General features: G+C 50.0%; 13 protein-coding genes. 5 read left to right on the top strand and 8 right to left on the bottom strand.

All coding sequences use genetic code 11. From position 1 onward, the window contains the following. Positions 1-206: 206 nt before the first annotated feature. From C3F13_02635 to C3F13_02645, 3 genes are read right to left on the bottom strand one after another with little or no spacing between them, the layout of a single operon-like run. Positions 207-554, bottom strand: a complete 348-nt coding sequence (locus C3F13_02635) for a DUF2200 domain-containing protein (protein ID PWB55974.1) — start codon at positions 552-554, stop codon at positions 207-209. Between the two features lie 51 nt (positions 555-605). Beyond that, a complete protein-coding gene (locus C3F13_02640; protein PWB55975.1) occupies positions 606-926 on the bottom strand; it encodes a GYD domain protein in 321 nt (106 codons plus the stop codon). Positions 927-949: 23 nt separating this feature from the next. After that, positions 950-1,768: a ZIP family metal transporter gene (locus tag C3F13_02645; protein ID PWB55976.1), complete on the bottom strand. Its 819-nt coding sequence runs from the start codon at positions 1,766-1,768 to the stop codon at positions 950-952. A gap of 250 nt (positions 1,769-2,018) precedes the next feature. On the opposite strand from C3F13_02645, the gene C3F13_02650 reads away from it, so the two are divergent. Beyond that, positions 2,019-2,909 (top strand): hypothetical protein, encoded by an 891-nt coding sequence (locus tag C3F13_02650; protein PWB55977.1) that lies wholly within the window; start codon positions 2,019-2,021, stop codon positions 2,907-2,909. Positions 2,910-3,043: 134 nt separating this feature from the next. Here the strand turns inward: C3F13_02650 and C3F13_02655 are convergent, their stop codons facing one another. The 5 genes from C3F13_02655 to C3F13_02675 all read right to left on the bottom strand — a co-directional run bounded on the left by C3F13_02655 (position 3,044) and on the right by C3F13_02675 (position 8,090). Further along, positions 3,044-3,682 carry a hypothetical protein gene (locus tag C3F13_02655; GenBank protein PWB55978.1) on the bottom strand — a complete coding sequence of 213 codons (639 nt, stop codon included), beginning with the start codon at positions 3,680-3,682 and terminating at the stop codon, positions 3,044-3,046. Positions 3,683-3,709: 27 nt separating this feature from the next. Further along, positions 3,710-4,096, bottom strand: a complete 387-nt coding sequence (locus C3F13_02660; GenBank protein PWB55979.1) for a hypothetical protein — start codon at positions 4,094-4,096, stop codon at positions 3,710-3,712. A 498-nt stretch (positions 4,097-4,594) separates the two neighbouring features. Further along, the gene (locus C3F13_02665; protein PWB55980.1) at positions 4,595-5,290 is read right to left on the bottom strand and encodes a hypothetical protein; all 696 of its coding nucleotides are present in this window, start codon (positions 5,288-5,290) and stop codon (positions 4,595-4,597) included. A 74-nt stretch (positions 5,291-5,364) separates the two neighbouring features. Beyond that, complete coding sequence (locus C3F13_02670; protein PWB55981.1) at positions 5,365-6,081, bottom strand: hypothetical protein; 717 nt, start codon at positions 6,079-6,081, stop codon at positions 5,365-5,367. Between the two features lie 863 nt (positions 6,082-6,944). Continuing rightward, positions 6,945-8,090: a hypothetical protein gene (locus C3F13_02675; protein PWB55982.1), complete on the bottom strand. Its 1,146-nt coding sequence runs from the start codon at positions 8,088-8,090 to the stop codon at positions 6,945-6,947. 685 nt (positions 8,091-8,775) lie between these two features. Between C3F13_02675 and C3F13_02680 the strand changes: the two genes are divergently transcribed. The 4 genes from C3F13_02680 to C3F13_02695 all read left to right on the top strand — a co-directional run bounded on the left by C3F13_02680 (position 8,776) and on the right by C3F13_02695 (position 13,676). Beyond that, positions 8,776-9,861 (top strand): alanine--glyoxylate aminotransferase family protein, encoded by a 1,086-nt coding sequence (locus C3F13_02680; GenBank protein PWB55983.1) that lies wholly within the window; start codon positions 8,776-8,778, stop codon positions 9,859-9,861. 114 nt (positions 9,862-9,975) lie between these two features. Continuing rightward, positions 9,976-11,589, top strand: a complete 1,614-nt coding sequence (locus C3F13_02685; protein ID PWB55984.1) for a hypothetical protein — start codon at positions 9,976-9,978, stop codon at positions 11,587-11,589. A 300-nt stretch (positions 11,590-11,889) separates the two neighbouring features. Then, positions 11,890-12,819, top strand: coding sequence for a hypothetical protein (locus C3F13_02690; protein ID PWB55985.1), 930 nt, complete (start codon positions 11,890-11,892; stop codon positions 12,817-12,819). Further along, a complete protein-coding gene (locus C3F13_02695; protein ID PWB55986.1) occupies positions 12,816-13,676 on the top strand; it encodes a peptide ABC transporter permease in 861 nt (286 codons plus the stop codon). Before C3F13_02690 ends, C3F13_02695 begins: the two co-directional genes overlap by 4 nt. Positions 13,677-13,678: the final 2 nt, after the last annotated feature.

Here is a 13,678-nt window from a genome sequence, read left to right on the forward strand (position 1 = left end):
CGTAGATGCTTGAGCGTATGAAGAACGAATATCCCGGTTCAGTAATTCCATGATTGCTGGAGTTGTCACGATGCACCCGGATGGGGAAAATCGACTGGGCGAATGCTTGCCATCCTGTTTGTGAGTGAATTAATGATTACAAGCCGGAGATGATCAACCGTAATGATCGCGCCGGCAAAGCTCCCCCTACCAGGTCGTGGATGGGATTAGCGAAGGATCTTCTCCATGGCTTTCCCTTTTGCGAGTTCATCCACCAGCTTATCCAGATAGCGAATCTTCTGCATCAATGGATCTTCGATCTCTTCCACGCGCACACCACAGACCACTCCCTTGATCAGCGCACTGTGGGGATGGATGGCAGGCGCCTGGGCAAAGAAGGTTTCAAAGTCATGGTTCTGCGTGATCTGTTGCTGCAACCCAAGCAGGCTGTAGCCGGTCAGCCAGCAAATGACCTGGTCAACTTCTTCTTTGGTGCGGTTTTTCCGTTCCGCTTTCTGGATATACAGCGGGTAAACGCTTGAGAAACTGGTCGTGAAAATTCGGTGTTTCGGCATGCTTTGATCTCCAGGTGAATGGGTCCAATCTAAAGTTGTTCCCTGGGAAATCTATTGACCCGGCGGGCGAAAATCAACTCTTTTCGCGACAACCTTGTCAACCTGCTCGGGAGTGAGAAGCTCTGTCGCACGAATGCTGAATGTTCCACTGGCATTCCCAGCCAGGGTTACAGCCATGGCACTCACGTAATCCGGTAAATTCACTATGATGAAGAAGTCTTCTTCGTCACACGAATAATAAAAGGCTTCGAGAGAACCCCCCACGCTTCCCAACGCCTTTTGTGCCACATCGATGCGCACCGAACCACCTTCTTGAAGTAGACCTTTGTACCCCTCCGGCGTGTACTTTCCATGGAACAAGTATTTGCGCATGATACTCCTTTCATTAACTATTTTTATCCCAGTGCTACGTCAAGCAGCATCATGATGGCAAAACCCAGCATGGCGCCAAAGGTGGAAAAGTGGGTATCCTTGCCGGACTGCGACTCGGGGATGAGCTCCTCCACCACCACGTAGATCATGGCACCCGCCGCAAATGCCAGTGCGTAGGGCAGGATGGGACGCATTGCCAACACCAGGGCCGCCCCGATCACACCCGCCACCGGTTCCACAAAACCGGAAGCCTGGCCATACAAAAAGCTTTTCAAGCGGCTCATGCCTTCGCGCCGCAAAGGGATGGAGACCGCTGCCCCTTCGGGGAAGTTTTGCAATCCGATCCCAATGGCCAGGGCTACCGCACCGGCCAGCGCGGCAGAAGGGATGCCTGCCGCCACCGCCCCAAAGGCCACGCCAACTGCCAGTCCTTCCGGGATGTTGTGCAGGGTGATGGCCAGCACCAGCAGGATGCTACGCTGCCATGACGTCTTGATCCCCTCGGCTTCGCTGGTGGGCAGGCCCAGGTGGAGATGTGGCAGGATCTTGTCCACACCCCACAGGAACACACCACCCATTAAGAAACCGATCACCGCTGGCAACCAGGCGGGGAGATCGCTCGATTCCTCGGCCATGTCGATGGCTGGCGCCAGCAGCGACCAGAAACTTGCCGCGATCATCACGCCAGCTGCAAAACCGAGCATGCTATCCAACACCTTGCGGTTGATGGCCTTAAAGAAGAAGACCATCGCCGCGCCAATTGCCGTCACACCCCAGGTGAAAAGCGTTCCCAGGAGCGCTTGCAGAATGGGATTGAGATTTGCGAACCAATCAAATGACATGCTTGCCTCCAGGTTGGGTCACAATCGCCCAAGCGTTATTATTTTACATTTATTTCGTCCTGAGCCAAAGGCAACCCTGTTCCAGCCTTCCCAATTACGTCAGATTGTACTAACATAAGAAGCGATCCACATTTCGGGGGCAGGTCAAATCAAGACCATTATTGATTTGAAGAGTTACGCAGACTAATGATCTGTTAATCCGAATAATACAGCCAGTATATTAATTAGCCATTATCGAGAGGCGGCGAATATGGCAAAAAAACAGCAGGCGATGTCTCCAGGTCAGAATCCAGGAGAATTGGTGATCGCCAGGTTAAATACTTTCACCGATCCGCAAGGAAATCTTCGGATAGTTGGATTGATAAAGAACAAAACTGGCGATCTCGTAAAGTCAATTCAATTGCTGGCGGACATCCGTGATGACTCGGGGAATTCACTCCTCAGGGACGAAAGCGGTCAGGTAGTGGATGGGAAACCTTTTTACCCAGAGATCACCACATTAATCCCGGGAGAGTCATCCCCATTCTCCTTTATTTACAACCAGCGCAATGGCGCAACCTCCTCCTATGAAATTAGAATCATTAATTACCAGGTCGGAGAATCGACCCGGGCTGATCCGGTGATCTCCATTGAAGAATCCAAACCAGACCTCCAAATTCCTGAAACCAGTAAAGCAGAAATAATTCCCGTAATACCCGTGGATGTCTCCCGGCATATTTCAGAGCTGGAGGCTGTAAAACCAAAGCCTGAGGCTCAATTACCCGCGCATCCCGAACTTGATTCCGTTGTCCAACAATTCGTGACACAGGCGGGAGAGGACTTGATCGCCACGGTGGTGACAGGACCGGATGGAAACATCCTGTCAAGCAGGTCGAATGATCCCGCATTCAACTCGACGATCACTGCTGCAAGTATCACACCGATTTTACAATTGGCTGCTCGAGCTGGTGCGAAAATTAACTTGGGCAAGGTGGAAAACAACATGACCACCACGGATAAAGTCTATTTCATTGCCAGATTCATCGGAGATGGTTCTTACAACTGGGGGGTTATTATATTAAAGAGCGCAACCATTGGTTTTATCCGTTTGTTGATGAACGAATTTGCAGAAAAGATCTGGTTGAAGGTCAAGCAGGGGTGAGCTGGTCATACCCACAGCAGCCAGATCTGCTTGTCTGACGGGCATCCCCCTCACGGAAATTCGGTGACCTTCAGCAAGACGCCCTCCCCCAATGAGAACGGATGCACTGGGAGAAATGAGGTGCACTTTTGCGTTCATGGCAGCATACCAAGCTGGTCAGACTCGCTCATGGATGTGTCCGTGAGGATGAGTTCATGGGTATACCCGCCGGTTTCCCAGCGATACGTCAGCATGGGACCGCTGTACCCGCCCATCGTGATGAACCCGCTGCCGGATTGAACGCTCCCTGCAGGTGGAGTTTCAGGGGGGACAGCCTGTTCCGGTAGCAGTTGGACGGGGCTGCGCTGGTAGATGATCAGGTGCCCGCGGGGATCCTGCCAGGTGATGGTCAGGCTGTCCCCGGTTGCCTCTCCCTGCGGCTGCAGCGAGTACGCGGGAGGAACGCTCGGAAGGACCAGGTCCGGGTGAAGGGCGAGCAGGTCGCCCACCTCCAACGATTCGACCGCCTGGGCAACCCCGATGCCTGCGCCGGCCACTTCCCCGTTCTCACCCTGGATGGTCACGGAGGTATCGCTCAGTTCAGTCACAGCCTCCATGTTCCCGCTCACCACCAATTTGCCGGTGCCCGGGTCAACGCGGACGGTCACGCCGTTGAAGGTGAGCAGGGTCTCCATGGCAGCCCTGGCAGCCGGTGAGAAGGCGAACAGGAGGGCGATGGAGATGACCAGCGCCAGGGTGATGAACAACACGGTACGGTTGCGACGGGAAGACATGGCTTGACTGGTGGAGAGGATCAGCCCCTACTTCACTTCACGGAAGAAATGCAGGGCAAGCATTTCACCACGCCAGGGGAAGGGGATCATATCCGTTTCGGCTTTGAACCGTGAGCCGTCCTTGCGGATGCCTGTCACCTGGAAACGAGCCGGGGTCAGTTCCTGGTGGATGTGCTGATGGTACATACTGACGATCTTCTCCACATCCCCGGGGATGGCGTGCTTGTTCACAAAGCCATCCATCGCTTCCCATTCTTTCACGGTCAGGCCGAACATTTTGGCAAAACGCTCGTTGCAGATCTTGTGGACTTCATCAATGTAAAGATAGATGCCCTCCGGGCTGTTCTCGAACAGGGGGCGGAACTGCTCTGCCAGTTCATTAAGGATCTTCACATGCTCGTGTTCTGCGGCCATGGGTGGTCTCCTTTCAGTATACCGATAAGTGTGTTTAATATTATAGTCCAAAATAAGACATAATTTATCCAATTAAGATTCGTCTAAGTTAAGGGGCATGTGAAGGAAAGTGGGTTGCCTGATCATTCTCCCCCAAGTTAAGGCATGGGACGAGGTTATTCAAAAAAAGATGGCAGAAGGTATAGAAGCTATAAAGGTGGTCAGTGAAAACCTGATGAACCGGTTCCCCACCCGACTTGGCATGACATCTTTCCAAAATTCAACATACTGCAAATGGGGATCGCGCACTTTGCATCCCCGTTTTTTGGGGAGGGCAGGGTTGGGGCTGTTGTGACTCACCTCGGCAGGAGTCGGGCCTCCCGGAAGAACAAACCCCATTGCTATGCTACGAGGGGTTTCGGCGGGACGGTGTGCGACCAAGCGTATTCAGTCTCAAACCCAGTTCGACAATTATCTATCCTTCATGGGATTTGCTACGGTGAAGTGGAAGGAAAAATGCTATTTGAACTTGAACCCTTCGGCAAGCTGAATGCACCGTTCTGACACAGGGATGATCGCGCCTGGCGTGGCATCTGCTGGACTGACACAAATCAATGCATACGCCCAACCATTGTATTCCATCCAGATTTCTCTCGTCTGTACATAAGGTTCACCGCTGAACTCGCGGTGGATATACTCGATTGCCGTGCGAGCATTGATCGTGATCTGGTTTTGTGATATCAACTGGAAGTCATTGGAATAAAGTTCGCTGATTAATCGCATGTGGTCTGTGAAAACGGTGTCCAGATCACTCCCCGAAGGGATTGTTTGGCGATTAATTAAAAAATACGGGTAATGTCCCACATTTGAAAACAACAAGTGTTCGGAATTGGTGACCGAATCAAAATAGGGTGGATCATACATCTTGGTTTTGTAACTTGCTGGAACCGAAAACGTGAAATCTTCACCTTCGTAGAGGGTATAGCCGATTGGGTTGGAACAAGCGAGGATGGAAACGAATAGAGTAAGAACTGCACATAATAAGCGGAAATTCATAAATCTCGGATTCGCCATGACCTCTCCTTCTGCTCCAGCCGAGATGAAGACTGATCCAACCGCGAAAGAAATGGAAGAAACCCCAACCTGATTCGAGAATTCCAGTTTTATAAAAGGCTGCCAAACAGCCTGGCTCACCAGCGGCGAGCCGCCAGGCAATGATGACTTTCCTCCTCAAAGAGCACCCGCTGCCCAGACGTCATCCAACTGCCCGGGCAGGGGAATCCAACCTATCAGGGCTTGTTGAGAATGGTGAAGAAATCAAAATCTGCCACGGTGCCTGTGGTGGTGGTAGCGCTGGCACGGATGCCAACCTTGGGGTTCACAAAATCGAATTCGTGCGTCCCGATCAGGGTCCAGTCCTGTCCATCCGAACTGTAATACGCAGTAAAGAGCGTGCCGGCCTTGGTCAGGCGCAACCAGGCTTCATTCTTCACATCGGTCACAGTTCCCAGGTTGGGACCCACGTACTTTCCATCCTGCGCACCTTCAAAATAGATGCCATTTCCAACGCATCCGCCGGGGATGTCGCAGAACAGCCGGCCAAAAGAGGCCACAGTTTGAGGATCTACAAAAACGATGAGCCCGGCAAATTCAAATTTACTGGTGGGCTCAAAGAGCACATGAGTGCTGATCTCAAAATCGGAGCTGCCCGGGTCGCGTAACAAGACCAGTTCATAAGGATCATTTTGCAGGACATAGTGTAAAAATCCTGGGGTGGTGGAAAGATCCAGGGAGGGGACATGCTCCGCGTTCCATGTCCAACCCGGCTGAAGGACGGCGTCGAAGTCTTCCTGGAAGGGGGTTGGTTCGGTGAAGGTGGGAAGTGGAATCGTGGAGGTGGGAGGGGGAGGTGTGGGTGTGGCGGGCACGCTGGTGGGAGTAGCAGGGGTACTGTTGCAACCCGCCAGGAACATCAAAAAGATCAACAAATAAGCGGCGTATTTCATGGGGCTCCCTCCATTGACTTATGATCTGGAAATGTTGCCTTCCGCCAGGACATATCGCGCATCAGGCGACATTTAATGTCCATTAAATAGTATTCCTTTTAATTACTGAATACAATAGGTAATCACCAGATCAAGGGTTGGAATATGAGCAGACAAGCCCCCGGGCGCAGCGACTGCATGCCCGAGCGGGCTGCGAGCCTGCCTAGGGCGGTGCAGAGGCGCGGTGCGCCCTCTCAGCGACCCACTTTTTTGTGTCACTGCGAGCAAGGCGATGCACATGTCCCCGTACTTTGGGGAGTCCCCTGGTTAAGAGGGGCAGCGCTTCCCCGGCGGGGGGAGCATCCGGCGCTCATCCCCGAAATACGGGGTTTTCCAAGGGGCGGGGATCCCCAAAAAGCGGGGATAATAATAATTACGCTTCGCGGTGCGCCGAATACGCCCGGTGGCGGCTTGTCCCCAAAGAACGGGGATGCTTCGCGAATGCCGCCCCGGGCGGCAAAAAGCTTGATTTAAGCCCCGCGCGCGCACACTTAAGTGATTTATAAAAACAAATCAAAATTTGAGTTTATAGGGGGTTATAGTAATGAAGAAGCGATACGTGTGAATTATTAAAATTGATTTGTTTTTATTTGTTTTTTTGGAAAGGGGTTGAAAAGGGGGGGATGAAGATCGTGGAAGGTTTGGTTTATCCATGCTCACCCATTAACACTGCATAATTGAGCCTGGCAGGACGGGATCCCCCGCAGGGAGAGCCGGGTTTCTCGGAAGGACAACCCCCTTCGCTACGCTACGTGGACCTTCGGTGGGACGGTGTGCGACCAAACGATTATGAGTAAGGGCGTCCGCTTTCCATATAGGGCGAGCTACAGATGATGGATCAACTCTGGGACGCTTTGCAATGGCAGAACCGAGATCTTCTTTTCGACCTGGTAAGCATCTGCACCTGGATAGACCACCCACAAATGGGAAAGATCCAGATCGTGCAGCACAGATTGCATCGAACGAGTGATCTCGGGAGCTTCGCTGAACTTCACTTCAATCCCGTAACGTTTCCCTTTATGGAAGAACAGCAAATCCAGCTCCGCACTTTTATGGACCGCCCAGAAGTATGCTTCTGACGGACGGATGATCTGCAAGACCTGTTCGATCACGTATCCTTCCCAGGAAGCACCGACCTTCGGATGACCTAATAAGGTATTCATACCATCTATGTTGAGCAAGCTATGCAGGAGACCGCTATCGCGGAGATAGACCTTCGGTGACCGCACCTGGCGTTTGCTCATGTTTTCATGCCATGGCTGGAGTTGTCGCACCATAAAAGCCCCTGTCAGAACATCAAGATATCCACGTACCGTTTTATCCGATAATCCCATTGCACGGCTCAGTTCGGATGCATTCCAGGTTTGGGCATGATAATGCGCCAGCATGGTCCAGAAACGCCGCATGGCAGTGGCAGGAATCTGAATGCCGAGTTGTGGAATGTCTCGTTCTAGGAAAGTGCGGATAAATCCTTCCCGCCAGGTCAGACTGTCTGTTTCGTTTTTTGCTAAGTAGGAGCGTGGAAAACATCCCCTTATCCAAAGCGACTGCCAATTCGAACTCCCCACTTCAGTCAGGTCAAATCCATTCAAATCCACAAATTCAATTCGTCCCGCAAGCGTTTCTGAAGCATTCCGGATGATCCCCGGTGAGGCGCTGCCCAGGATGATGAAGCGCGCTTTTTGTCCCGGGCGGTCCACCAATACTCTCAAAGTGCCAAACAATTCCGGCATCAGCTGGATCTCATCCAGAATGACCAGCCCTTCCAGGTTTCCAAGTGCAAGTTCGGGGTTCTGGAGTCGGCGCTGATCCGGAATGGATTCCAGGTCAAAGAAAGTCGCCGTTTTTTCTTCGGCAAACATGCGCGCCAATGTGGTTTTCCCAGTTTGGCGCGGCCCCAACAAAGCGGTTATGGGGGAGCGGCGAACTGCTGTTTTCAATAATTCGAGATAATCTGGGCGATTGATCATGAGTTTATTATAGCATGAAATATCGGAGTTATACTCCGAGATTTCAGATAATATTGTGAAAAGTACGGCTCTGCCGTGCCAGTTTGAGGTATGGCGTTAATAGGTCAGGTGGGAGACGTACCTCCCGGAAGGGCAACCCCCTTCGCTACGTGGACATTCGGTGGGACGGTGCGCGACCAAGCGATTATGAATTGGAACAAATGCTCGATATACCGTATATATGGTGCCTTTATGCCTAAAGGGTACCATCGATGAACGGTCTATTTAGTACTCAAAAGTGCTCGGAAGGTTCCAATATGTCGATTTCAACCGTCTTGTTGAACACAAAGTCGCTATGATCATTCATTTTATCGGATAAAATTCATCATAAATGTTAATATAAACAACACAAAGAGATCGATTAACTGATTGTTATATCGATGTAGATGACCAATATGTTTTATTATTTGAACACATATATACTCAATGAACAGATAATGTATAAATAAATGCCAGCGGATACAACAAAATAACATCAAAAACCATCATAATATTGACAAAATAGTATATAAATATTATACTGAACAAGAAAATTGAGTATAGGTTTCACCTCAATAATGATATTTATTCTGCTTCCTTGTTGTGATGATGAAGTTTGAGATCCAGGTCATTTCCACCAGAATTCACAAAGGTTACGAAACCCATCATGAATGCACCGAAACTTTTTACCCCCGGACCTGTGAATGTAAGTGAGGATGTCCGTCAAGCATTGCTTCATTATGATATCTGTCATCGCACCAGAGCATTTGAAGAAATGTTCATTGACTCCCAAGAAAAGATCAACCAGATCCTTAATGCCGATGCTACCTATTATTCCATTATCATCTCAGGATCGGGAACGGCTGCGAACGAAACCATACTTTCATCGGTTCTTAAGGAAGGGCAGGGGGTATTGCTGATCAAGAACGGGACGTTTGGGGAGAAATTGGAAGAAATAATTGACCAGTACCGCATCCCAAAAGAAATCGCATCAAGTGAATGGGCAACCTCTCCAGATCTGAACCTGATCGAGAGCATCTTAAAACGAAATCCAACGATCGCGTTGGTTGCCATGGTTTTTCATGAAACCTCCACTGGGATGATCAATCCGGTCCACCAGGTGGGGGAGTTATGCGTGAAGTATGGCAAAAAATACTTCGTGGACGCTGTATCTGCTGCAGGGGGCGAGCATGTTGACATGCTTAAGAATCACATCGATTTCACCACCTCTGTGGGTGGCAAATGCATTGGTGCGTTTCCCGGTTCTGCTTTCATCTGTGCCAGGGAAGCATATTTAAAGCAGATCACCGCCAGCCAATGCAAGAATGTTTATCTCAACCTGTATAAGCATTACCAATTTGCCCTTGTCAAGCACCAAACCCCAAACACTCCCAATGTGACCCTCTTCTGGGCGCTCAATAAGGCAATTACCAATATCCTCCAGGAAGGACTGGAATCACGGATCAGTCGTTATCGCAACTGCGCGCAAATCATCCGTAACGGAGTCCGCAATGCTGGACTCAGTCTACTGTTGGACAAGGAAATGTCAAACACTGTCACTTCGGTTTTTTTGCCCGAGGGCCGCAACATTTACCAATTCATAGGCGACCTGGAGGAGCGTGGCTTTTTTGTTTACCTGGGCAAGGGGAAGTACGCCGATCTGGGCATGTTCCAGATCGCCAACATGGGTGAGATCTATGAAAGCGATTGCCACGCTTTCTTGCAAGTGCTGGAAGAAGTCCTGAAAAATTGATTGGATATCCCATAACCAATCGTCCATGGAAGGATACTGGATGGAAAGGAGGACTGACAAAAAATTCTATCAATGCTCTTGACACATTCGATCTGATCAACCTAAACAAGGAGAATGAAGATGAGAAAATCTGTAAGATTTTTTGCCACATTGATGGTTTCAATCATGATCGTGTCAGCGATCAGCGCCTGCCAACCCAGCGCGACCGCGACCCCCGTGGCATCCAACCCACAGTCCCCCACATCGGAACAACCCACAGCTGAAGTTCCCGCCAAGGATTCTTTGGTCATGTTATCTGCAGAAAGTTTCACCGGTGCGTGGGATCCGGCTGGTCACACGGTCCTGGCTAATGTGCACCTTGAGCAGTTGGTGTTTGACCATCTTTGGGAAGTGGATTGGGCAAGTGGAAGTACCGAGTACGTGCCGCGCCTGGCCCTCTCCTGGGGGTATTTGGCGGATGGAGTCACGCTCGAGATCAAACTTAGGCCAGGTGTGAAATTCCAGGATGGTTCCGATTTCGATGCGGAAGATGTTGCCGCAACAGTGGAACGCTACAGCGATCCAACCAAACCCATGGGTTTCTTCTGGGCAGAGCAAATGGTCGGAACCGCGGTCGATCCGCTGACCGTGCAGATCACCACCACAAGCGGGCAGCCATATGCTCCCCTGGTGAACAACCTTTCCTTCATTTCCATCATGTCATCAGCAGATATCTTGGATGAAGCCAAACTGAAAGCCGGGATGAACGGCACCGGTGCTTTCAAGTTCGTCAGCTACGAGAATGAGCAAGTCAACCTGGTGGCGAATGAAGATTACTGGGATGGCGCTCCTCAAATAAAAACCATTACCTTCCGATATGTGGCAGACCCTGCCACCCGGTTGGCGGCTCTTCAGTCTGGAGAGGCTGATCTCATCGAGCGCGTTGATTCTGAACAGATCCCCACCATCCAGGCAGATGCAAACCTCGAACTGATTACCCTGCCTTCGATCGAACAGAAGAATCTGGTCTTCAAGTGGGCCGTTCCCCCAACGGAAGAAGCCCTGGTCCGCAAAGCGATTTCTTATGCCATCGATCGCGAGACGATCGTCAATGACATCATGCAGGGCTATGCAACTGTTGCAGATAGTTTCGTCTCTCCTGTTGCATGGGGTTACGCTCCGGCTGAGGGGTTCCCGACATACGATCCTGAGATGGCAAAAGCTCTTCTAGTTGAAGCCGGATATCCAAATGGTGAGGGTTTGCCCGAACTGACCTACTTGACCTCGGTCGGCTTCTACCCGAAGACCAAAGAGTACGGTGAAGTCATTGTGTCAAACCTGGCCGATGTGGGCATAAAGTGCACCCTTCAACCAATGGAGACTGCCAGCTGGTTGAATGCGCTCTATACCCCCAATTCTGGTAATATGGTTGATACCGGTTGGATGCCGCCTGCATTGGAACCTGATATGACCTTGGCGGCGCTGTACAAGAATCCGGGGTTGACCACCGGTGGTGGAAGTGCAGAAATTAATGAGGCACTTATCAATGAAAGCAGGATGGTTGATCCGGTGCAACGGGCTGCCTATTTAAAAGATGTGGTATACCCCCTCATTGCAGACGTGATGCCACAGTTGCCCCTGTTCAACTCCATGTTGATCTATGCCAAGAGCACAACCTTGCAGGGATTCGTTCCTGCTTCCACATCGGATCTGTCGTCCATCCGAGACGCATACTTCATCAATAAATAGTAACAGCAATAAACAAACCCGTGCCCAAAACAATCTGCAATGTTTTGGGCACGGTTCAAAAATTTCCTGATCCGAAGTTACCACCCATGCTATTTTTTATTAATCCTGGCAAAAACAGGAAATATCTTTAGTGATGTCGAATGGCTATACAAGTAATGTTTCGTCCTGATCGAATTTAGAATTAATCCGATGAAATCCCAGAAAATATATCTTCTGAATACCATAATGATTGGGATGAAAGGAATACAATGGGAGAATGCGCCAGCGGAATATTGAAGGGCTTGAAATGGAGATCTTTTAATGATCACAACTATTGTTAAGCGCTTGCTGCAAGGCTTGATTGTTGTATTTGCGATCATGGTAATCACCTTCATCATGCTACGATTGATCCCGGGTGATCCCTCAAGGACCCTGGCACCCGTTGCCACTGAAGCGCAGATCGCACAACTCAAAGAGCAGATGGGCATTGGAGAAAGCATCCCCATTCAATTTTGGAAATATTGTCAGAACCTTTTTCATGGATACCTGGGGTATTCTTATTTTCAAAAAGCAGATGTTTCGGTGGTTATTGGCAATGCCCTACCCAAGACGGTGTTATTGTTGTTTTTCGCCCTCATCCTGGAACTGATATTTGGAATCGTATTTGGGATTTTAGCAGCAGTTAAGGCGAACACGTGGGTGGATAAAGTCATTTCTGGTTTTGCAGTGATATTTCAATCCCTGCCAAATTATTGGATCTCACTCATCATGATCTCCATCGTTACAGTCAAACTTCACTTGATCCCATCCATTGGTTATAAAGGACCAATCTACGCTGTGCTGCCTGCGATCGTACTTTCCCTGCAGCCAATGGCGGTTTTAATCCGTAACATCCGCGCTTCGATGATGGGCAGCCTCGGCCAGAGTTTTGTAAAAGCAGCCAGGGCCAGGGGGGTTCCTTGGAGATTTACCCTGATTAAATACGCATTCCGGAACTCGCTCATCCCCATGTTAACTTTATTTGGGGCTCAACTAAGTTTCATTGTAGGAAGTATCGTAGTCGTTGAGTATGTATTTGGTTTCCCGGGGATTGGACTGCAAACTTTGAATGCCATTCTTCGGCGGGATTATTTCCTGGTGCAAGGGTTGGTGGTCTTGATCTCTGGATTCTTTATCATCGTAAATACTGCCATCGATATTGGGTACATCTATCTAGATCCGCGCATCCGGAAAGCACTGGGTGGCTTATGATGAAAAAGAATAAAGCATTGGGATTGCTGTTGAAGGACAGGAATTTCCTGATCGGCGCCGTCATCATCGTTATTACGCTTTTCATTACCATATTTGCGCAGCAAATCGTCCCCTATAATCCTGGAAAAGTTGCTCCCCATGACCGGCTGATGCCACCATTCTGGAGTTCGGACACCAACGCATTTCACTTCCTGGGCACAGATTCAGTTGGCAGGGACCTGCTCTCGCGCATTTTCATTGGTATCAAGAACTCCATGGTGATTGGGATTTTCTCCATTGCTGTGGCAATATTGATCGGGGCGGTGGTGGGACTGCTATCAGGATTGTCTTATCCAGGCTTTATCGACTCGTTATTGATGCGGATCACAGACATCCAAATGGGATTCCCGTTTGTTTTACTGGCAATCATCATCTTATCGCTGGTCGATCCTACCGTGGTGACGATCATATTGGTGTTGAGTTTATCTGCATGGCCAGCCTATGCCCGCGTCATTAGGTCCGGGGTGATCATCGAAAAAGAGATGGATTATGTGGCAGCCGCAAAGATCATGGGCGCAAGCCGGCTGCGGATCGCATTTAAGTACCTTGGGAAAAACCTGGTGCCTGCCATTCTACCGGTCGCCCCCATGGACCTGGCGAGCATCGTGATCGCAGAGAGCTTGCTTTCATTTATGAACCTGGGTATTCAACCCCCTGGAATATCACTGGGCAATATCATGGCTGATGGATGGAAATACATCGCAACACAATGGTGGATTACCGCTTCACCTGGAATAGTCATCTTCATAATTGTCCTTGGGCTTAACCTCATGGCTGACGCCATGCAAGCGGTATCGGGAAAACGACAAAAAGAATGAGG

This window comes from Anaerolineales bacterium (assembly GCA_003105035.1).
GTDB lineage: Bacteria > Chloroflexota > Anaerolineae > Anaerolineales > UBA4823 > FEB-25.